At 64.1% G+C, this 20,395-nt stretch carries 15 protein-coding genes; 7 read left to right on the forward strand and 8 right to left on the reverse strand.

The features are described from left to right. Window positions 1–8 precede the first annotated feature (8 nt). Genes prsK through ACZ0AJ_RS20235 form a run of 3 tightly spaced genes read left to right on the forward strand, consistent with a single transcriptional unit; the run spans window position 9 to window position 4,874 of the window. Window positions 9–2,081, forward strand: coding sequence for an XrtA/PEP-CTERM system histidine kinase PrsK (gene prsK / locus ACZ0AJ_RS20225; protein ID WP_499456204.1), 2,073 nt, complete (start codon window positions 9–11; stop codon window positions 2,079–2,081). Between the two features lie 13 nt (window positions 2,082–2,094). After that, a complete protein-coding gene (gene prsR, locus ACZ0AJ_RS20230) occupies window positions 2,095–3,459 on the forward strand; it encodes a PEP-CTERM-box response regulator transcription factor (RefSeq protein WP_499456206.1) in 1,365 nt (454 codons plus the stop codon). Beyond that, a complete protein-coding gene (locus tag ACZ0AJ_RS20235) occupies window positions 3,456–4,874 on the forward strand; it encodes a right-handed parallel beta-helix repeat-containing protein (RefSeq protein WP_499456207.1) in 1,419 nt (472 codons plus the stop codon). The genes prsR and ACZ0AJ_RS20235 overlap by 4 nt, the downstream gene beginning before the upstream one ends. A 7-nt stretch (window positions 4,875–4,881) precedes the next feature. Here ACZ0AJ_RS20235 and ACZ0AJ_RS20240 read toward each other — a convergent pair whose 3' ends face one another. The 6 genes from ACZ0AJ_RS20240 to ACZ0AJ_RS20265 form a co-directional block, all read right to left on the reverse strand. Next, on the reverse strand, window positions 4,882–5,721 hold the full coding sequence (locus tag ACZ0AJ_RS20240; RefSeq protein ID WP_499456209.1) for a hydrolase 1, exosortase A system-associated: 840 nt from the start codon (window positions 5,719–5,721) through the stop codon (window positions 4,882–4,884). Next, the gene (locus tag ACZ0AJ_RS20245; protein WP_499456211.1) at window positions 5,711–6,574 is read right to left on the reverse strand and encodes a hydrolase 2, exosortase A system-associated; all 864 of its coding nucleotides are present in this window, start codon (window positions 6,572–6,574) and stop codon (window positions 5,711–5,713) included. The genes ACZ0AJ_RS20240 and ACZ0AJ_RS20245 overlap by 11 nt, the downstream gene beginning before the upstream one ends. Then, the gene (locus ACZ0AJ_RS20250) at window positions 6,571–6,819 is read right to left on the reverse strand and encodes an acyl carrier protein (RefSeq protein WP_258837406.1); all 249 of its coding nucleotides are present in this window, start codon (window positions 6,817–6,819) and stop codon (window positions 6,571–6,573) included. Before ACZ0AJ_RS20250 ends, ACZ0AJ_RS20245 begins: the two co-directional genes overlap by 4 nt. 35 nt (window positions 6,820–6,854) lie before the next feature. After that, entirely contained in the window at window positions 6,855–8,312 is a 1,458-nt protein-coding gene (locus tag ACZ0AJ_RS20255; protein WP_499456213.1) for an oligosaccharide flippase family protein, read from the reverse strand. A 27-nt stretch (window positions 8,313–8,339) separates the two neighbouring features. Beyond that, entirely contained in the window at window positions 8,340–9,254 is a 915-nt protein-coding gene (locus ACZ0AJ_RS20260; RefSeq protein WP_499456215.1) for a glycosyltransferase family protein, read from the reverse strand. A 267-nt stretch (window positions 9,255–9,521) separates the two neighbouring features. Next, window positions 9,522–11,858, reverse strand: coding sequence for a hypothetical protein (locus tag ACZ0AJ_RS20265; protein ID WP_499456216.1), 2,337 nt, complete (start codon window positions 11,856–11,858; stop codon window positions 9,522–9,524). A 705-nt stretch (window positions 11,859–12,563) separates the two neighbouring features. Between ACZ0AJ_RS20265 and ACZ0AJ_RS20270 the strand changes: the two genes are divergently transcribed. From ACZ0AJ_RS20270 to ACZ0AJ_RS20285, 4 genes are all read left to right on the forward strand, one after another. Next, window positions 12,564–13,610: a glycosyltransferase family 2 protein gene (locus ACZ0AJ_RS20270; RefSeq protein ID WP_499456217.1), complete on the forward strand. Its 1,047-nt coding sequence runs from the start codon at window positions 12,564–12,566 to the stop codon at window positions 13,608–13,610. Then, window positions 13,607–15,343, forward strand: a complete 1,737-nt coding sequence (locus tag ACZ0AJ_RS20275) for an arsenate reductase/protein-tyrosine-phosphatase family protein (RefSeq protein ID WP_499456218.1) — start codon at window positions 13,607–13,609, stop codon at window positions 15,341–15,343. Before ACZ0AJ_RS20270 ends, ACZ0AJ_RS20275 begins: the two co-directional genes overlap by 4 nt. Beyond that, on the forward strand, window positions 15,337–16,341 hold the full coding sequence (locus ACZ0AJ_RS20280; RefSeq protein WP_499456220.1) for a polysaccharide deacetylase family protein: 1,005 nt from the start codon (window positions 15,337–15,339) through the stop codon (window positions 16,339–16,341). The genes ACZ0AJ_RS20275 and ACZ0AJ_RS20280 overlap by 7 nt, the downstream gene beginning before the upstream one ends. Before the next feature lie 727 nt (window positions 16,342–17,068). Beyond that, a complete protein-coding gene (locus ACZ0AJ_RS20285; RefSeq protein ID WP_499456821.1) occupies window positions 17,069–18,046 on the forward strand; it encodes an acyltransferase family protein in 978 nt (325 codons plus the stop codon). A gap of 15 nt (window positions 18,047–18,061) precedes the next feature. On the opposite strand, the gene ACZ0AJ_RS20290 is transcribed toward ACZ0AJ_RS20285, so the two are convergent. Together ACZ0AJ_RS20290 and ACZ0AJ_RS20295 are read right to left on the reverse strand one after the other, a co-directional pair. Continuing rightward, the gene (locus ACZ0AJ_RS20290) at window positions 18,062–19,096 is read right to left on the reverse strand and encodes a GNAT family N-acetyltransferase (protein ID WP_499456222.1); all 1,035 of its coding nucleotides are present in this window, start codon (window positions 19,094–19,096) and stop codon (window positions 18,062–18,064) included. Continuing rightward, on the reverse strand, window positions 19,093–20,346 hold the full coding sequence (locus tag ACZ0AJ_RS20295) for an aminotransferase class I/II-fold pyridoxal phosphate-dependent enzyme (protein WP_499456223.1): 1,254 nt from the start codon (window positions 20,344–20,346) through the stop codon (window positions 19,093–19,095). Before ACZ0AJ_RS20295 ends, ACZ0AJ_RS20290 begins: the two co-directional genes overlap by 4 nt. Between the last annotated feature and the right edge of the window lie 49 nt (window positions 20,347–20,395).

Below are 20,395 nucleotides of genomic sequence, written 5' to 3' on the forward strand. Positions count from 1 at the left end.
GGCATACGTTGACCACCATTGCCGTCTATAGCTATAGCGTCGCCGCCATCGGTTTCTTGTTGCTGATCGGCCTGCTGTTTACCATCTGGCGCGGCCGCACACAGGTTGCCGCGATTGCCATCGCGTGCGGGTTCACCGCGCTCTGGTCCGCCTCCCTGGCCGGGCAGGCTGCCACTGGCCACGAACTCTGGTCGGTCTGGACCGATACCCTCGAAATCCTGCGCAGCGCCGCCTGGTGCATCGTGCTGCTGCTGTTGCTGGGCAACTCGCGCGATCCGGCCAGCCGCTGGCCGTTCAGCCTGCGCACGCCCATCTTCATCGGCGCCGTTTGCTATGGACTCCTGCTGCTGGTGACGGTCTTCGTACGTACCGACCTGATGCTCAATCTGGACGGCGGCCTGCTGCCCAACGTCACGGCGCGTGTGTGCCAGGCGGTGCTGGGCATGCTGCTGGTCGAGCAGGTCTACCGCAACAAGACGATCCAGGAGCGCTGGGCCATCAAGTTCGCCTGCCTGGGCATCGGCGCGATGTTCGCCTACGACTTCTATATGTACAGCCAGGCGATGCTGTTCCACGACATGCACCCGGACACCTGGGCCGCGCGCGGCATCGTCAATGCACTGGCCATGCCGCTGATCGGCACCGCCGTCAAGCGCAGCACGTCGCGCTCGAACGCACTGGTGCTGTCGCGCCGCGTGATGTTCCATTCGACTGCACTGTTCGGTTCGGCGATCTATCTGCTGGCGATGGGGTTCGCCGGCTACTACCTGCGCTACTTCGGTGGCAGCTGGGGCGGCGTGATGCAGGTCGCGTTTCTCTGCGGCGCCTTGCTGCTGCTGACGGGAACCCTGTTTTCGGGCACCTTCCGCGCCTGGCTCAAGGTCTTCATCAGCAAGCATTTCTATAGCTACGGCTACGACTACCGCGAGGAATGGATGCGCTTCACGCGCACCCTGTCGTCCGATAGCACGCATATCGGCGAGCGGGCGATCGAGGCGGTCGGCGCGCTGGTGGAAAGCCCGGGCGGCGTGTTGTGGCAGCGCCGCGACGGCGATGGCGGTCACTATCAGCCGGTGGCGGGGTGGCAAGCCACCAGCACCGCGACCGAGCCGGCCGATTCGAACTTCTGTCACTTCCTGGAATCCACCCAGTGGGTGATCGACCTGCGCGAATACGCGGCGCTGCCCGAAAAATACGGCGACCTGGTCTTGCCGGAATGGCTCATCGCGTTTCCGCGCGGCTGGCTGGTGGTGCCCCTGATCCTGCACGGCAAGCTGTTCGGCTTCGTCGTGCTGCAGGATGCGCGCAGCGCCGTGTCCCTGAACTGGGAAGTGTTCGACCTGCTCGAAATCGCCGGCAGCCAGGCTGCCAGTTACCTGGCGCAGCAGGATGCCGCCAACGAGCTGATGGTGGCGCGCCAGTTCGAGTCGTTCAACCGCATGTCGACCTTTGTCGTGCACGACCTGAAAAACCTGGTGGCCCAGTTGTCGCTGATGAACGCCAACGCCGAAAAGCACCGCGACAATCCCGAGTTCCAGCGCGATATGCTCGATACCGTGACACACTCGGTCGACAAGATGAAAATGATGCTGCAAAAGCTCAGCCGCAACGATGCGCCGGAGCGGCCGTTGCCGCTGCGCGTCGAGAACGTCGTGCGCCAGGCGATTGCGCTCAAGAGTGCGTTCGAGCCGCATCCGGTGCTGGACGTGGTCGATGCGGGCCTCCTGGTGCTGGCCGATGGCGAGCGCCTCGAGCGCGTGCTGGGCCACCTGATCCAGAACGCGATCGAAGCCACGCCGCGCAGCGGCCGTGTCAGCGTCTCGGTTGCCCGCGCGGGCGGGGAGGTCGCCGTGACCGTGGCCGATACCGGCGCCGGCATGAGCGAAGAATTCATCCGCGAGCGGCTGTTCAAGCCATTCGAGTCGACCAAGCCGGCCGGCATGGGCATCGGCGTGTTCGAAAGCCGGGAATACATCCACGAATTGGGCGGGGCGCTGGCATTGACCAGCGTGCCCGCGCAGGGAAGCACATTTACCGTCACGCTGCCGCTGTACCGCGAGGCCAACGAGCGCGCTGCGTGATGAAAGGACAACCGTGAGCCAAAACAAACCGAAACTGCTGATCATCGAAGACGACCCGGGCCTGCAAAAGCAGCTGCGCTGGAGTTTCGATGCCTATGACGTGGTGGTCGCCGATGACCGCGAAAGTGCGCTGGCGCAGATCCGCCGCCATGAGCCGGCCGTGGTCACGATGGACCTGGGCCTGCCGCCCGACCCGGACGGTTCGACCGAAGGCCTGGCCACGCTGCAGCAGATCCTGGCGCTGGCGCCGGAAACGCGCGTGATCGTCCTGACCGGTAACCAGGACCGCGCCAATGCCGTCAAGGCGATTGCCATGGGCGCCTACGATTTCCACCAGAAGCCGCCCGAGCCCGAAGTGCTCAACCTGGTCATCCAGCGCGCATTCTTTTTGCACAATCTGCAGGAAGAAAACCGCCGCATGCAGAACGGCCAGGCCGATTCGCCGATGGCCGGCGTGATCAGCCGCGACCCCGGCATGCTCAAGCTGTGCCGCAGTATCGAGAAGGTCGCCCCGACCTCGGCCTCGGTCATGCTGCTGGGCGAATCGGGCACCGGCAAGGAAGTGCTGGCGCGCGCGGTGCACGCGATCTCGCCGCGCGCCAAGGAGCGCTTCGTGGCGATCAACTGCGCCGCGATTCCCGAAAACCTGCTCGAGAGCGAATTGTTCGGCTACGAAAAAGGCGCCTTCACTGGCGCGGCCAAGCAGACCAAGGGCAAGGTCGAACTGGCCCACGGCGGCACCTTCTTCCTCGATGAAGTGGGCGACCTGCCGATGGCGCTGCAGGCCAAGCTGCTGCGCTTCTTGCAGGAGCGCGTGATCGAACGCATCGGCGGGCATGAAGAAATCGCCGTCGACGTGCGCATCGTCTGCGCCACGCACCAGAAGCTCAAGGAACTGTGCAGCACCGGGCGCTTCCGCGAAGACTTGTATTACCGCCTGTCCGAGATCGTCGTGACGATTCCGCCGCTGCGCAACCGCCAGGGCGATGCGGCCCTGCTGGCGCACCACTTCAAGAACAAGTTCTGCGCCCAGGAGTCGCGCCCGACGCTGCACTTCTCGCCGGACGCAATCGCGGCGATCGAAGGCTATGCGTGGCCGGGCAATGTGCGCGAGATGGAAAACTGCGTCAAGCGCGCCGTGATCATGGCCGATGGCCCAACCATCGTGGCCGACGACCTGGGCCTGCCCGAGGGCGACACGCCGATTGAGGAACCGCTGAACCTGCGCCAAGTGCGCGATGAGGCGGAGCAGGGCGCCATCGTGAAGGCGCTGGCGCGCGCGGACGGCAATATCGTCAAGGCGTCGGAAATGCTGGGCATCAGCCGCCCGACGATGTATGACCTGATGAACCGCCACGGCATCAAGAGCAGCACATGATGCGCAAGGTGGTCGTTGGCGCCCTCGCGCTGCTGGCGGTGGGCGCCATCGGTGCGGCGTACGTGGTCGAACAGGTGGGCGTCACGCCGCGCGCGCTGGCGCCGTATATCGAAAAACGCACCAGCGGCCACAATCCTTTCATCGTCAAGACGGGCCAGGCCAGCGCGGGGCTGCTGCTGCAGCTCGATCGGGGTGAGCCGGCGCTGCCGGCCGCGCTTGCGGTGACGCTGGGCGCGCAACCGGGCGCGGTCGGCGTCGATGCCCGTGGTGGCATCGCGGTCGCCACGCCGGACGCGCTGCGCGCGGCGCTGGCGCAGGCCAACCCGGGCGACACGATCACGCTGCTGCCGGGCGTGTACCGGTTTGGCGGGGCGCCGCTCGACGTCAATCGCCCTGGCCGCGCCGGGCTCCCGATCGTCGTGCGGGCGGCGCAGCCGGGCAGCGCGCAGCTCGAGTTCGACCTGGTCGAAGGTTTTCGCGTCAAGGCGCCGTACTGGCGCTTCGAAAACCTGGCCATCCGCGGCGTGTGCGCCGAAGACCGCTACTGCGAGCATGCATTCCACGTGGTGGGCGCGGCCAGCCATTTCGTCGCGCGCAACAACACGCTCACGGACTTCAATGCCCATATCAAGATCAACGGTGAGCAGGGGCGCTTCCCGGACCACGGCCTGATCGAGCAGAACACGCTGACGGCGACGCGCGTGCGCCAGACCTCCAACCCCGTCACGCCAATCGACCTCGTCGCCGCCAATGGCTGGACCATGCGCGCCAACCTGATCAGCGATTTTCTCAAGGGCGAGGGCGATATGGTCAGCTATGGCGCGTTCGCCAAGGGCGGTGGCAGCGGCAACGTCTTCGAACGCAACCTGGTGTGGTGCGAGCGCACACTACGCGGCCCAGGCCAGCGGGTGGGCCTGTCGCTGGGCGGCGGCGGCACCGGCGCGGCCGTGTGCCGCGACGGGCGCTGCATCACCGAGCAGGAACAGGGCATCGTGCGCGCCAATCTCGTGATGGGCTGTTCGGACGTGGGCATTTATCTCAACAGCGCAGCGCGCAGCAGCGTCGTGGACAATACCTTGCTCGATACGGGCGGGATCGACGTGCGCTATGCAACCAGCAGCGCGCGCCTGGACGGCAATCTGGTCGATGGCCCGATCCGCAGCCGCGACAGCGGCTTGCTGCACCTGGAAGACAACCGCAGCACGGCGCTGTGGCAGATGTTTGCCGGCTACCATCCGGTGCGCAGCCTGTTCGCGGCGCCGGGCAGCGGCGATCTGGCGTGGCGCAGCGGGGCGCCTGAACGCGCATCAAGCGCGCTGGGGGGCATCGATCTGTGTGGTGCGAAGCGTGGCCGCAGCGCCGTCTATGGCGCGTTCGACGATTTCAGCGGCTGCCTGGCGCGCCAGGGCCGCTGAGCCGGGCTTACCAGCTGCCCAGCCAGGTGCCGGTCCAGTGCGCGACCTGATCGCGCCAGACGCGGCGTGAGAACGTGTGGTCGGCCCGGTCGATCCGGTACTGGGTGACGCGCGAGGATTGCAGCAGCTGGCGCCATTTTGGCGTGGCCTCGGCCAGGTCGCAGAATTCGCGGCCGGTCAGGTCGGCGCCGCTGATGATCACCAGCACCCGGCCAGTAAAGGCGTGCAGGCCGGCGTGCATCCGGTCGGGCAGGGCCAGTGTGGTGCGCGGCGCCGTGCCCGGGCCGAATGCGGTGCGCACCAGCTGGAACATCGAGGCCAGCGAGCGCTGGTAATTGAAGCTGCCGCGCAGCACCCGGGCCCAGAAGGCGCGGTCGACCAGGCGGTCACGGTAATAGTGGCGCAGCGTCGTGCGCGCGATGCTGTCGGGCGTGCGGATCCATGGATTGAGCAGCACCACGCCGCTCACGCGCGCGTCCAGCGGCGCGTACATCATGGCGGCCGAGGCGCCATCGCACAGGCCCCACAACACGACCTCGCGCACGCCGGGCACGGCCACCATCAAGGCATCGATCGCTGCCTTGATATCGTCTTCCACGTCCCCGAACGCGCGTTCCACACCTTCGCTGTCGCCCATGCCGCGGTAATCGAAGCGCATGGCGGCGATGCCGTTCATGGCCAGGCTGCGCGCGAGCAGCGTGAACTGGCGGTGGCTGCCGGCGCGGTATTGCGGCCCGCCCACCACCACCAGCACGGCGCGCGTGCCCGGGGTTGCTGGCAGGTGCATCACGCCATACAGGCTGTCGCCCTGGCAGTCGAAGGTCACGACCCGTTCTTCAATGTCCATGACCGTGTTCCTGCAACGCCGTCGAGGTGGCGGCCAGCCAGGCTGGCGAGATCGTGATTTCGGGGGTGGTCCAGAAGGGCGGGCAGTGCACCTGGTGCAGCGTCAGGTCGATCCGGCGCGCCAGCCAGGCGGCACTGGCGCGCGCCGTGCCGGGCGACACGCCGGGCGAGGCGCCCTGACCGGTCATGCCCAGCGCCTCGAACCAGTGCACCGGGCAATCCGGCGTGAAGTCTTCGAGCGCTGGCAGCGCGTCGATGGCGGCGGCCAGTTCGGGCGCCAGATCATAGCCGCTGATTTCGAGCGTCTCGCCTGCCTGCAGCGACGCGCGCAGGGCCGCCGTGCCGGTGTGCCCGGACGCGCCTTCGGCCAGCAGCGCGCCAACGGTGCGCAGGCGTAAAAACTGGGTCAGGTAGGCCGCGCCGCTCAGCACCGGCTGCCACAAAATCAGTGCCTTGACCGGATGCTGCGCGGTGCGCGCATAGTCCAGCGCGAGCAGGGCGCCCAGGCGCAGGCCCCACAGCAGCAGCGGCTGGCCAAGGCGCGCCTCGAGCCACTGCGCGCCGGCAGCCAGGTCATCTTTCCAGATGGCCCAGCGGGCCTCGCCGAAGTCGCCGCTGCTGTCGCCGCAGCCGTACAGGTCGAGTTGCAGCACGCCGTAGCCGAGAGCCGCCATCTCGCGCGCCTGCAGCGCCGCGATCCGGCGTGAACGGTTCATTTCTTCGGCAAACGGTGGCACGTACAGCACCGCACCACGGCAGGGGCCGTGCGGCGGATGAAACAGGCAAAAGCGCTGGCCTGCACCGATCTTTAAAAAGAACGGCTCGGCAGGAGGCGTAACCTGACTGGCTGTCATTCGGCCTGCTTCTGCGCGACAAACGCAGCGAGCGTGCCGAGGGTGGCGAAGGTGCTGGCGCTGATGTCGTCGTCGTCGATGGCGATGCCGAAACGTTCTTCGAGGGCGCCGATCAGGCTGACCACGGCCATCGAATCGAGCTCCGGCAGGCTGCCCAGCAGGGGCGAATCTTCGCTCAGGTGCTGGCCGGACTCACCCAGGGCCAGCACATCAATCAGGATGGTCTTTACTTCTTCGAAGTACATAATCGTCATTCTCGTCTGGAGGAACCTTGATCGAATTATACAGTCGGTAGCAGCCGACCCAGTCTCATCTTGACCGTGGCGGCCATGCGATGCACTTCGTCTAGCAGTTCATGGCGGGTAATGCGCAACATCAGGTACCAGAACAGGGCCAGTGGCGTGAGCATCACCAGGAGGCGCACCAGCGCCGGCCAGTCGGGGATGACCAGATTGAGCAGCGCGCCGGCCGCTGCCGTGCCGGCCGCCACCCAGGCGCTTGGCACCATCGCGCGCAATAGCGGGATCAGGCCCCAGTGGAAGTAGCGCTGCTGCTGCATGATGACGATCGGCGTGGCGGCGAGCGACGCCCAGCACAGCGCCCAGGCAAAGCCGGTCAGGCCGCCGTCGAACAGGGCCACGCCAAAACCGATGCGGGTGGCCAGCGTGACCAGGACCGGGATCGCACTCAGGTACGGGCGGCCGATGGCGACAATGGCCGGGTGGATGTAATTGAAGGTCATGCCGACGGCGGCGGCAATCGTCAGTGGCAGGATCGCTGGCACGCTGGCCAGCCAGGTCGCGCCGTACAGCGCCAGCACGATTTCATGGCCCAGCAGGGCTGTGAGCGCAAGCGCCGGCCAGCCGACGCCGGTCAGCAGCGCCGTCGCCCGGCTCATGGTCGGGATCAGGGATTCGCCACGGTGGTAGGTCTGGGCCAGGTACGACACGGCGCCGTAATTGACAGTCGAGCCGGCGACATAGGTAAAAATGGTCACCGTCGAATTTGCGCGGCTGAGCAGGCCCACTAGACGCGCCGAGCCCAGCTTGCCCAGCAGGATATCGGGAATGGCATTGTTGATCGCCACGGTGCAGCTGGTCAGGAGCGAACCCAGGCCGAAGTGGGCCACGCCGCGCCAGTGCCGGAACGACGGGGTCCATGGCATGTTTTTCGGCCGCAGCGGGATGTACGCGATGGCGCAGGCCAGGATATTGATCAGGTTCGCCCAGGCCAGGCTCATGCTGCCAAAGCCCAGCTTGGCCAGCACCAGGCAGCTGATGCAGAAACTGGACGTGCCCACGGCCATCACGATGGCCTGCTTTTCGGCGGCAAATTCGCGGGTCAGCAACGCATTGGTGACCGTGCCGAATGGAATGAACAGGAAGCCGATGGCCAGCACCTGCATGACCGGCACGATCTCGGGCTCGTTGAACCAGCGCCCGATCCAGCCGCTGGCCAGGAACATGGTGGTGGCGATCAGCCACGAGGTCGTAAACACGACGCCGGTGGCCGAGCGAATCTTGTCTGGTGTAAGTTCCGACTCACGCTGCAAGTAGGTCGATACCCCGAAGTCCCGGAACACGTGGGCCAGGTTCACGAACACCACCGTCATCGAGTAGACGCCGATTTCGCTGGGGCTGAGCATGCGCGCCAGCAGCACGCTGACAATGAATTGCAGAAGCGCTGCGCCGGACGAGGAGAAGAAGTTGATGACCAGCGAACGGCGCAGATTTACCATACAGCGTGTTACCAGGTGACGATCGGACTATGCGGCGACGCCGCGGATCAGGCCAATGGCTTGACGGGACGTCACTTCATACTTGTTATTGAGGAAACGCATCGAACCGATGAAGTGGAAGAATGCCGTGTCGGCGGTCGCCATGTCGGGGGTGGCGTATTTCGGGAACGGCAATGCCCGCGTGCCCGGCATGTTCGATGCGACGTAGTTGGACGTGATCTGTTCGGTGCCCCACTCGGTCCAGCGTTCGCCAAACTTGGCGCCCAGCCGGCGCGAAAAGTCGAGCATCGTCTCGCGCATCGTGTCCGAGCGCGGAAAACCGGAGAACCCGGAGCAGCCGCGGATATAGCGGGCGTTGTCCGGCAGGCCGACCGAGACCATTTCGGTTTCCACGATCCCCTGGATGTGGGCGCCAGGCTTGATCCACGGCAAAGCGTTTTCGCGCGTTGCCTGCAGCGAGCGCACTGGCGTGTCCGGCATTTCACCCAGCACGAAACCAGAGCCGGCGCGGATGGCGTCGAGCACTTCGGGAATGGGCTGCACCGTCAAGGTGTCGGCATCAAGCTGGATCACGTAGTTGTCGCGCACGTATTCCGAGATCGCGAACAGGCGCTCCCAGGTGCCGCCACGCGGGATGTCCGGATGCGTGAATTCATCGGCGCGGCGCAGCTCGATATGCGGCACGTGCTGCTTGAGCACAGCGCGATCGGCCTCGGTGATCGATGGATCGCAGACCACCACGATGCGCTGCGGATTGAGGAAGTGAATGAACGATTTGACGGCAACCAGGTAGACGTGGACGTCGCGCGCTTGCACCATCGACAGCAGCATGAAGGGCAGATCACCCCGGGGAGCAGGCTTGGTTTCCATGATCGTCAGGGCCACCTTCTGGTGCCGGCCCTTGAAATAATCGCGCTTGACTCGCTGGATGACTCTGTTCATCAACGACATGTACACAAACTCCTGATTGACAATAGCTTCAGGCTGAACGCCTGTTTCTTGAGTGTTGGCAGAAACACACCAACCAGTGTATTTCTTGCTAATACGCATGACATTATATGCTGCAACGACCATCACACGCGGTACCCGGTCCAGATTGTTGTGATCGAAAGGTAACGGCAACCAGGCGATCGTTTGCGCTGTCCGGATGCGCACTGGCCGGGCGTTCGGTATATCCGAAGGCCCGGCCAGAAGACTGCTACGAGATGCTTAGCGCGGAACGATGGCCCACTGCGGTGCATCCGGATAGTACGGCGGTGCACTACGGCCAGCCAGCAGCGCCCATGCTTCGGTGGCATTCGGGATGCCTGCGGCCACGGCAACTGCCAGGGCCGGCTGCATGTTCGACGGATAGCCGATCGACGAGTCGGAGTAGCCGGTCATGCGACCCTTCTGCCACTGGAAACCATGGGCCAGCGTCAGGTAGTCAACTTGTGCCTGGCTGTTGCACGCCTGGTCGATGTATTTCAGGCCCTTCGGATGGGTGAACTTGCGGCCATCGTCGTTGTAGTAGTCATTGCCGTCATAGTTAGCCTTGTACAATTTGTCGAAGCTGTCGTAGATCGGGGCGCCCGGCGCATCGCGGAACTTCAGGCCGTAGGCAGCGCCCTGGATCCAGCAATAGCCTGGTGCAGTCATGCGGCCAACCGAGTATTTCGCTTTCCACTGCAGGATCGGCGTCGCCTTGGCAAAGCCCAGTTCGGACAGGTAACCGAAGCTCCAGGTCAGGAAGTCGTCCTGCCATGGCGCCGAGGCGTCGACCTGGAAGGCATTCTCACCCGAGCCGTCGTACACGCCCAGCTTGTTCGGGTTCCCCACGACATAGGTCGCATGGTAGAAGTCCAGGTTGTTCTCGAGCTGCTTGGTGAAGTACGCCTTCAGAGGATGGTCGTCCGGCGTGATGTAAGCACTGTGACCGAGCGTGCGCAGCGACCAGGCCTGACCGCGCAGTTGTTGCCAGCGTACGAGACCCTTGCCGTCGCCGTGATTGCCTGGCGATGTGCCGAGCGGGTTGGACGATGCCCAGAACTGGAGTTCTTCCAGATAGTAATACTCACCCGTGACGAGGTAAGGCAGGTAGGCCAGCGATGGCTGGTGCGCCGTGTCGGCCTCGAATGGCGTATCGCCCAGTGCGCCATTGTTGTTGACGTAACGCGGCACCGGCAAAGGACCGGATTCACGCAGATTCCAGTGCGTCGTGATGTTCTTGTTGGCCTCGTTATCGGTACGCACCGGGTAGCCGGTCTTTTCGTCACGGTAGTGAATCGACCAGCTGCCCGAACCATCGGCCGCGGCCATCATCGCATTGCGTGCCCGCTTGTCCATCGACAGCAGGTACATCGCCGACCAGGTCGGCAGCGGGCCGATGTCGCCCCGGCCACCGGCAGTCGGCATGTAGGCCACGATCGGTCCGATCGTCATTGGACCGGTGTTGTCGGCCGTGATGCGCCCGGCAATGTTGTTCAGTTCATTGTTGGTCGGCACCACCCGGCTGTCGTAGTTCGAGACGGCCTTGGTGGCCATCATGTACGCGCCATTGAGTTTCACGTCCATGACCGGCACGCGCGCCGCGTCCCACCAGCCGGCCTGGTGCCAGCGTGCATGGTGATAATGGGTCAGTGCCGACTTGGCGTACACCGAGCGGCCGCCAACTTCGACATCGACGTCATAGGTCAATTTACCGCCAGGAACGAACGTCTTGGTGTTTTCGACCACGACGTCGACCCGTGCCTGTTTGGCCAGGCCCGAATACCAGCGCACGTCGAACCGCGCCGTCAACAGCGATTGCGTCACGCCGGCCGCGTTTTTCAGCGGCGCGTTCAGATGCCATTCGTTGACGACATTGCCGGACAGCCAGTTGCGTGGTGCGGTGTCCGCGACCAGTGCATCGGCCAGCGAGGCCGTGTATTTCTCGCCATTGAGGGTGATGGTCACCTTGCTGGTCAGGCCCGACTTGGCCAGGCTCTGCACGCTCTCGCTGCTCTTGAGCGACGTGGACGACTTGACCAGTTGCAGGGTCTGCGTCTGGCCGGCAGCCAGCTCCGGCAAGACGCCGGACACGACGACGTGGCGTACCGAACCGTCTGCGTGGGTGGCCTTGATATCCGTTTGCAGGCGCAGCAGGGTGCCGTCTGGCAACTTGGCTGCCAGGCCTTCTTTCACATTCATCTGGCCTTGCATGATGACCTGGCCGAAGGTGAATGGCACTTGCTTCTGCGCCGCGCCAGTGCTCTGGATGCTGAAATCGGTAATCAGCGCGCCGGCAACGATTGGCGTCAAGCCGGACGTCTGGTCGCTTGGCGTGGTTGGCGAGACTGGCGAGCCGGTCGCTGGGGTGGCAGGCTTCGGCGTGAATGCCGTCACCGTCTTGGCCAGGGATGCGGAGTCGCTGCCGATGTCGGCGTCACCGCCGCCGCCGCAGGCGGTCAGCATGACGGTGCACATGGCGGTAAGGAGTCGGGTGCTGGTGCTACGCACGAGCACTTGAGCAGGGTGCAGCGCGAAATTCGTTTCGGCGCTCGCAGCAAATGGAGTCAGAGTGTTCATATAAGAATTCGTGTAGTTGGGCAATTGATTCGCCAAGGAAAGAATTTCTTCTAAGAACTGAACTTTACCCTGATCCATCATTTGTGTCTTCTGATTCTCCCCAACTACGATTTGTTTCCACATGAAAACAACAGTTAATGCAGATAACGCTAAAATTAAATAGCGATGTGTCAAGCGCTTATTCGTTTTAATTGATGAACAGCCATACGAATTAAAAGATGTGCAAGGATTCATCGCTCATGTCCGTTTCAGTCGGGTTTGGTGGCTGGCTCATCCGGCGGCACTGGGAGAACCGGGCTTTGTCAGGTGATCAAACATGCATGCACCGGGGCGTTCCGGCCACATGCGATTGAATAAAATATTTCTAAATGGAAATTATTGATGAACAATTCACGTGCTCGTTTATTCGATATAAAACGATTCCGTTAATGCATTAATGAATTGCACGAATTGCACCGACAGTTAATTAATAGAAACAATGATTTATTGATTGATATTATCCGGCCGTGAATGCAGGGCAGTTTTTTTATGCATCATCGCCCGATATCCGGTCTGACGGTGGGGTGATTTGGCGGGTGCAAACGCGCACTTCAGTGCCGGCTTGCACCGTGCGAATCGTGTGTGTCAGGTTCCGTGTGTGTTAGGATGGCAAGATTCTTTCCGCGGCGCTGACCAGCCGCACTCTAACGCACCGAAGGCGAAGAATTGTCATCCCGCGATACTGCCCGTCCCACTGAAAGCAGCCTTCTGGCGCGCCGCGATGCCCGTTCCGGGTGCCGCGTTTCGGTCATCGTCCCAACGCGCAACCGGCATGCCCTGCTCGAACGGATGCTCATGCGCATGCGCGGCCAGACGTTCGGCGAGTTCGAGGTGATCGTGGTCGACGACGGTTCCGACGCTGCGAGCCGCCAGGCATGTGCCGACAGCCTCGCACGCCTGGATAGCCGCTTCCGGGTCATCGAACTGGGCACCGCTGGCGGGCCCGGCTACGGTCCGTCGATTGCGCGCAATACCGGTATCGATGCGGCGACGGGCGACATCATTACCTTCTGCGACGACGACGACCTGTGGACGGGCGACACCCACCTGGCCGCGATGGTCGACGTGTTCGACAGCCAGCCAGAAGTCGACCTGTACATCGCCAACCAGACCGCCGTCTCGCACCTTGGCACCACCGAGCGCGCCGATTGGCTGCCGGCTCTGGTCGGGATGGTCGCCGGTCGCCCGCGCACCCATGCGCACGGCTACCGGATCGCGCTCGATGAACTGGTGCGTGCCGGTGGCTTTGCCCAACTGAATATCCTGGCGCTGCGCCGTACGACCGCGCAGGCGATCGGCGGCTTCTGGACCCGCACGTCATATGAAGAAGACCGCGATTTCTTCTGGCGCGCAGCCGATGCGGCGCGCGCCGTGTTCTTCAATCCCGACGTGATCGCGCAGCATAACGTGCCCGATCCGGCGCGCCAGAACAACCTCTCGCGCCGCTTTTCCGAGGCTGAACGCTGGCTGCTCTCGGCGCTCGTGTCGCAGCACATCGCGATGAAGGTCGACAGCACGCTCATCCGCGCGCTGTGCCTGTCGTACGAGGGCGATATCCTGCGCCGGCTGTCACGCTACTGGTCGGGCGAAGGCAAGCATGCGCTGGGCTGGCAATATGCCCGCCGTGCGCTGGCCGCGCGCATGTCCCTCAAATGGGCGTTGTATACAGCAGCACTCGGCTGCCGTCAGTTGTTGCGCAAGGGCCAGGCATGAGCACCAAGAACAAGGTCCTCGTCATCGGCGACGACACACGCAGCTTCCTGTCGACCGTGCGTTCGCTCGGGCGCCAAGGACTCGAAGTGCACGTGGCGCCGTTCGACTTCCGGGCCCCGGCGCTGGCGTCACGCTACATCCACGCGACCCATTTCCTGCCGTACTACCTCGATGGTGGCCAGGCCTGGCTGGACGCCGTGCTGGCGCTGCTGCGCGAGCACGGCTTTTCACTGGTCGTGCCGTGCGATGAGCGCGGGCTGTTGCCGCTCTGCCTGCACCGCGACGCGCTGGGCGCCTTCTGCCCACTGGCGATTCCATCGGCCGAGGCACTCGACATCTACTTCGACAAGGTGCGCACGCGCGACCTGGCCCAGTCGGTGGACGTGCCGGTCGCGCCGGGCCGCCTGCTCGCCGCCAACGACACGGCCGACGGCATTGCCGCCGAATTCGGCTTGCCGGTCGTGATCAAGGAACCGATGTCGTACGCGATGCCGGAGCTGTATGTGCGCACCAGCACCCGCATCATCGGTGAGCGCGCCGAACTGGCCGCATGGCTGGCGCGCCACGACCACGGGGCCGGACCGATCCTGCTGGAACAGATGTTCCCCGGCTTTGGCCTGGGCGTGTCCGTGCTGTGCCACGACGGCGCCGTATTGCAGGCGTTCGAGCACCACCGGGCGCATGAAATGAACGGCAGCAGCTATTACCGCAAGAGCGCGCCACTCGACCCGCAACGTCTTGCGGCAGTCGAGCGCATGGTGCGCGCCAGCCGCTACACGGGCCTGGCGATGTTCGAATTCAAGGTCGATCCCGCGACCAACGGCTGGATCCTGATCGAGGTCAATGCGCGCCCCTGGGGCTCGCTGCCGCTGCCGGTGTCGATCGGCGTCGATTTCCCGTACCGCCTGTACCGCCTGCTGGCGCTGGGCGAGCCGACCACGCCGGTGGACTACCCGGCGGGGCGCTATTGCCGCAACCTGATCCTCGACATGTGGCAGGCGAGGGCGGGCGCCGCCCGCCTGGCACGCCGCCCGGTCCGCCTGGCGCTGCATTGCCTGGCCTGGGGCTGGAGCTTCCACCGCGTGCTGATCGGCAGGGAACACCAGGACACCCTGGTGCTCGACGATGCGGGTCCGGGCTGGCAAGAGCTGCGCGAACTCGTCAGCGGTCGCTTCAAGCGGCGCGCCACGGCGCAGTCGGGCCAATCCCTGTCGGCGCGCATGGCGAGCCTGTTTGCCGCCAACCCGAACCGGCCCCTGAACGTGCTGTATGTCTGCCAGGGCAACATCAATCGCAGCAGCTATGCCCACCTCAAGTCAGGCCAGCTGTTTGGCGCCAGCGCGCAGTTCGATTCGGCAGGCATGCTGCCCCGTAACCGGCGTGGCTCGCCCGCCGTGGCCATCGCGGCCGCGGCGCAGCGGGGCGTTGACATGTCGACGCACCGTTCGCGCCACGCCAGCCGCGCCATGCTCGAAGAAGCCGATCTGGTGATCGTCTTCGACCACATCAATCTCGAGAGCATCGCGGCCCGTTATCCCGACCTGGCGCACCGTGTATTTCTTCTTGGTGAAGCCTGCACCGCCGCCGGCAGTGACTGCCAGATCCTCGATCCCGAAGGCAAGGACGCCCGCACGTTCAATGCAACCTACGGCCGCATCGACGAGTGCCTCGTGGCGCTCGCCCAAGCGGCGCCGGCGTCGGCCAACCCAGTACGAGACACCCGTCAATGCTAAGAAAAACCAGCCATCTGCCGGCGCGCCTGGGCGCCGGCGCCCGTCCTGTCCTGGTCGTCGTGATCGACACCGAGGAAGAATTCGACTGGACCAAACCGTTCGACCGCGCCAGCGTCGGCACGAGTTCGATCGCCGGCCAGCCCCTGATGCACGAACGGGTCTACGACCGCCTGGGCATCGTGCCGACCTATGTGATCGACTGGCCGGTGGCCACCACGCCGGCCTCGGTGGCCGTACTGCGCGGCATGATGGAGGCGGGGCGCTGTGAAATCGGCACCCACCTGCATCCCTGGGTCTCGCCACCGCACGACGAAGAAGTCTCGACCTTCCATTCGTATGCCGGCAACCTGCCGCGTCAGCTCGAGTACGACAAGCTGCGCCAGCTGACCGACGCCATTACACGCTCGTTCGGCCGCGCGCCGACGACGTTCAAGGCCGGGCGCTACGGCCTGGGCGCACACACGGCCGAATCGATTGCCGATCTGGGCTACCAGATCGACGCCAGCGTGGTGCCTTACACGGCCTTTACCGACGATGGCGGCCCGGATTTTCGCGCCTACGATGAACACCCGTACACGTTCGAAGCGGGCGGCCGCAGGCTGCTCGAGCTGCCCAACACGGCCGGTTATACGGGCTGGCTGCGCGCGCAGGGCCCGGCGCTGTACGAGCTGGCGCAGCAAGGCTGGGCGCGCAAGCTGCGCATGGGCGGCATCCTGTCGCGCAGCGGCGCGCTCGAGCGCATCCGCCTGAGCCCCGAAGCGGCCAACGGCGCCGAACTGCGGCGCCTGAGCAGCGCGCTGCGCGGCGCCGGCTGCGAAGTGTTTTCGCTGACGTATCACAGCCCGTCGATGGTGCCCGGCCATACGCCGTATGTGCGCACCGACGCCGACCTGCAGCGCTTCATTGCGACCGTGCACGACTACTGCACGTGGTTCCGCGACGAGCTTGGCGGCGAATTCATGAGCATCACAGGACTGGCTGCGCGCCTGCAGTCCTGACCGTTACCCACCACAAGGGCAACGCCAGCCTGCGCTGGCGCTGCCTTGCAACTGCGGCAACGCGCCGCGGGTGCAGCATTTACACCACACTTTCATCTTGTCACGACCGTGACGCCCGCGGCGGCAATTCGATCCTGCTTCGCGTTTATGCAATGGTTTGCCAGCATTAACAAGCAATATCAATTTAACATTTCAATGATCCGGCGCCCGGTTTGATCGTGGTGCTGCACCATTTTTCCCAATCCGCCGATAGACAACGTCTCTTGTATCGCAAGGAACATTGTATCTTTTTGTCAGAGCTTTTATAGCGCCCGACACTGCGCGTGTAAATATTCAGTAGACGCAAAGCGTGGTTGTGACCGTGCAATCATGCAGGTTGAATTGAGTGACATATTTTTTTTGAAAAAGCAACCGGTAATGGTTATTGCCGAAATTGCTTTAATCGCAATATAATAACTAATTAGTTACTGGTGCTTTATTCCTGGTTGTTGCTATTGTCTTGTTTCGGTTGGCCAATGCGGTGTTCGACCGGGGGTGGGCGTTGCAGATTCTCCCCGGCTGTCAGTTCCTTCACATTCTCCCTGCAGAACAATGAAAAACACCCATCGTCTTCCCTATATCGATGCATGGCGCTTCTTTGCGATTTTCCTGGTTATTCTTTCTCACGTTATCGAATATAGCCATCCGATTTATCACCAGGTGCTGCCAGGGCTGATCTGGCGTATTCATCCGATGGGCACGCTGGGTGTGCAGTATCTTCTTTTGCATCAGCGGCTATGTCATTTGCAGGGGCATGGTGAAAGAAGTCAGCGTTCACGGTGCGGTCAGCATGCGCTATTTTTATCTGCGCCGCGTGCTGCGTATCGTCCCGCCGCTGATGCTGTATCTGCTGTTTCTTGCTGTGCTGGCCCAGACTGGCAGCATCGAGATGAGCGTGCCCCAATTTGCCCAGTCTGCGGCATTTCTTTGCAATATCAATTTGCTGGGAAATTGTGGCTGGTATGCAGGCCACACATGGAGCCTGGCTTTCGAAGAACAGTTTTATCTGGTGTTCCCGATGCTCTTCGTTGGTTTGGGAATGGCCCGGAAACGACGCACGATCCTGCCTGTCATCGGTGCGCTGCTTGCCATCGTTTTATCCGCGCAAGTGGCAGCGCAGCCCGAGCTGGCATTATATGTCTCGATTTTTTCTTTCATGCTGTGGGGCTGCGTCTATGCGCTGTATGAAAACAGCCTGGGGCCGTTACTGAAGAAATTACCCTTTGCATTCTGGTGCGCCGGGATCGCGCTGCTGGTCGGTGTATACCTTGTTGCGCTGCCGGCCTGGTTGATGAATGTCGTTTATCCGCTTGTGGCACCCGTCATTATTTGCGGGGTCGTGTTTGGCACGCCGTTGGCACGGCCATCCATTCGCGCGCTATTCGGCAATGCGTTACTCGCCTATCTGGGACAGATTTCGTACACCATTTATCTGTGGCAGCAAGTGGCGACGGCAAACCATGGATTCGAATCGCCACTGGTGGTATTCGGTTTGCTCGGGATTGTCATTCTGCTGGCTCACTTTTCTTACCAGTACCTCGAACTGCCGCTGATCCGGATGGGCCGGCGTCAGTCCGTCGACCAGGATGTTACCAGCCCGGCCACGGTACCCGTCGTGCCTGTCGCGCTTGTCGTCACCCCGGTGGTGCCGGTCAGCCCCGACTGAGCCGGCAGCACGCCCTCAAGCGGCGCTTTGCTGCGCCGGCTTGCGCATGGCGTGCAGGCGCGCGAGACCGGGCCACCGGTAGCCGTTCAGGTGGTACATCGTGCGCACTTCGTCAGTCCAGCGCAGATGCCATTCCATGACGCGACCATAGAACTCGATCCGCCCGAAGCGGTTGTCGTCGAACAGCTGGCGGCACGCTTCTTCGCGCATCAGCAGCGCTGGCGACAACTGGCCCGCCAGCTGCTCGTCGTAGGCCGTCTTGAGCACGACGATGCAGTCGCCGCCTTCCACGCACAGGTCCATCGCCGCCAGCTGGTCGCCCAGCCAGTACCGGTAGACGCTGGCGGCGCCGCGCGCGGCAAAGGCTTCGAGCATGGTGCGGTAAAACTGGCCCTGCGCATTGGCGACGTCGACGGCTGTGCCACCGGCCGCTTTCCAGCCGCTGCCCTCGAGCCGCCCATAGTCGGCCACGGCTAGCGCCATCTGTTCGGGCGCGCGGCAGATCTCCAGGCGCGGCGTAATGCCGTCCTGGCGCAGCCGGTTGCGCTGCTTTTTGAGATTGCTGCGCAGGTTCTTGCCGCGCGCCTCCCAGAACGCATCGAAGCCGCCGGCGCCGCGCAGCGTGATGCGGGCGGTGCGGATATAGTCGGCCGTGCGCACGCAGGCGCCATCCGCCGGGCGCGCCATGAGCATTGGATCGCACTGGGTCAGGCCGACGAGCAGCGCCGGTCCCGGCAGGCGTGCCAGCAATGGCCGCAGCAGCGCAGCGGGCGCCCCGTCATCGCGCTGCAGCCACAGGCCCACCGGCGCCTGGGATGGCTGGAAGGTGTGCCAGACGCCGACGCCGCCCGGGCTCAGGATCGTCATCGCGTCCGTGACGCCGGCCGTGTCATGCCATGCCAGCAGTTCGCGGCCGTCGGCGAAGCTGACCAGCAGGGCGGCGACGAAATCGGCGGCCAGCAATGGCGAGGCCGCGCCGGCCGCGTGCAGCGTGTCCCAGCGCGCCATCTGCGCGCCGAACTGGCTGGCCGGCACCACGGTCCAGCTCATGCCGCGACCTTCGCGCTTGCCTGCAGCGCCTGACGCACGGTGGCGATCATCCAGGCCAGTTCGGTGCTGCGCAGGGCCTGGTGGCAGGGCAGGGCGATCATGCGCTGCCCGAGCTCGACGCTGGTGGCGCAGACGGTGGCGTCGACGCCCGGCCACAGCGTGGCGCCAAAGCGCACCATCGGCACGCCAGCCTGCGCCAGCCGTTCGGCCACCGCGTCGGCCTCGTCGACCAGCAGCGGAAACACCCATGGACAGGCGCCGTCCGGCAAAGCCGCAAACAGCGGCCGGCAGCCTGGCGCATCCTGCAGCGCCTCGTGCAAGGCCAGGTAGTGTTGGCGGCGCCGCGCCACGATCCGTGCATGCGAGGCCAGCCGCAGTGTCAGCCGCGAAAACCACGACGAGCGTTTGTCGACCCAGCGTGGATCGAAGCTGAAACTGCTGTCCGACGACGACGGCGCCAGACTGGACGTGGGGGCTGCACCAGCCGCGCCGGCCGGCGCGCGCGCGGCCTTCATGGCGTTCCAGAGCAGCGTCCTGGCGCGCAGCGGCAGAGCCAGGAGCATGCGCAGCGCCGGCAGGCGGCCGTAGGAAAAGCTGGTTTCCAGGGCGGTCAGCGCAGCCTTGGCCTCGAAGCCGAGGCCGGCCGACTGCAGGTGCGTGTCCAGCGCGTGCCGCCGCGATACCAGGCAACCGCCTTCGTGGATCGGAAAGAACTTCATGCTGCTGCCGATGGCGTAGTCGCCGCTGCTGCCGACCGCGACACCGTCACGCTCGCCGAAGAAGCAGTGGGCGCAGTCTTCGAGCAGGCCGATGCCGCGCGCGTCGCACAGTGCGCGTAGCAGCGCCAGATCCTGGGGGATGCCGAAAAAATGCGTGACCATGATGGCCTTGATTGCCTTGGTGCCAGCGTGTTCGGCCAGCCTGGCCTGGATGTCGGCCAGGTCGGCGCAGGTGTCCGGCAGTACCCGGTAGAACACGACGTCGGCGCCGCACCAGTGCACCGGCGGAATCATCGACGGGCTGTGATAGGCCGGCACCAGCACCAGGTCGCCAGCGCCAACGCCCAGGGCGCGCAGCGCCAGGCCGATGGCAATGCGTCCACTGGTGACGAGCCGCGTCTCGGCCTTGTCCAGCAGCGACGGCAGCGCGCGGCCGGCATCCGCTCCGTCACGAAATGCAGCGAGCGACAGCACGGGAACGGACGGGATCAGGCGGCGAACGGGAACGCTGGTGTGTATACTCGGCATCATCGAAATATACCATGGCGCCCCATGCGCCAAAGGGGCAGCGTTTCTCCAA

This window comes from Telluria sp. AC161, from assembly GCF_979258535.1.

Coding starts and splice junctions, on each gene's coding strand:
- ACZ0AJ_RS20235 (WP_499456207.1), top strand. CDS start 3,456: ATGATGCGCAAGGTGGTCGTTGGCGCCCTCGCGCTGCTGGCGGTGGGC.
- ACZ0AJ_RS20240 (WP_499456209.1), bottom strand. CDS start 5,721: ATGGACATTGAAGAACGGGTCGTGACCTTCGACTGCCAGGGCGACAGC.
- ACZ0AJ_RS20245 (WP_499456211.1), bottom strand. CDS start 6,574: ATGACAGCCAGTCAGGTTACGCCTCCTGCCGAGCCGTTCTTTTTAAAG.
- ACZ0AJ_RS20250 (WP_258837406.1), bottom strand. CDS start 6,819: ATGTACTTCGAAGAAGTAAAGACCATCCTGATTGATGTGCTGGCCCTG.
- ACZ0AJ_RS20255 (WP_499456213.1), bottom strand. CDS start 8,312: ATGGTAAATCTGCGCCGTTCGCTGGTCATCAACTTCTTCTCCTCGTCC.
- ACZ0AJ_RS20260 (WP_499456215.1), bottom strand. CDS start 9,254: ATGAACAGAGTCATCCAGCGAGTCAAGCGCGATTATTTCAAGGGCCGG.
- ACZ0AJ_RS20265 (WP_499456216.1), bottom strand. CDS start 11,858: ATGAACACTCTGACTCCATTTGCTGCGAGCGCCGAAACGAATTTCGCG.
- ACZ0AJ_RS20275 (WP_499456218.1), top strand. CDS start 13,607: ATGAGCACCAAGAACAAGGTCCTCGTCATCGGCGACGACACACGCAGC.
- ACZ0AJ_RS20280 (WP_499456220.1), top strand. CDS start 15,337: ATGCTAAGAAAAACCAGCCATCTGCCGGCGCGCCTGGGCGCCGGCGCC.
- ACZ0AJ_RS20290 (WP_499456222.1), bottom strand. CDS start 19,096: ATGAGCTGGACCGTGGTGCCGGCCAGCCAGTTCGGCGCGCAGATGGCG.
- ACZ0AJ_RS20295 (WP_499456223.1), bottom strand. CDS start 20,346: ATGATGCCGAGTATACACACCAGCGTTCCCGTTCGCCGCCTGATCCCG.